The following is a 239-nucleotide window of genomic DNA, read 5'->3' on the forward strand; positions in this document are numbered from 1 at the left end:
GCGTCAATGAGGCTGTTTACTGGCTTGTCGCTGGATAAATCCATCCCCGATCACACCACCATTCTGGAGTTCCGTCACCTGCTGGAGCGCCATGGCCTGGCCCGCCAGATTCTTGAAGAAGTGAATCAGTGGTTGTCTGAAGCCGGTGTGCTGCTGAAAGAGGGCTCGCTAGTCGATGCCACCATTATCGAAGCACCCAGCTCCACCAAGAACAAAACCGGTGAACGTGATCCGGAGAT

Annotated in this window: 1 pseudogene; it reads left to right on the top strand. The window is 54.8% G+C overall.

The features are described from left to right. Nucleotides 1-239, top strand: a pseudogene (locus MO867_RS23065) (IS5/IS1182 family transposase); the annotation flags it as partial.

Source organism: Microbulbifer okhotskensis, assembly GCF_023895975.1.
In the GTDB taxonomy this organism is placed as follows: domain Bacteria; phylum Pseudomonadota; class Gammaproteobacteria; order Pseudomonadales; family Cellvibrionaceae; genus Microbulbifer; species Microbulbifer okhotskensis.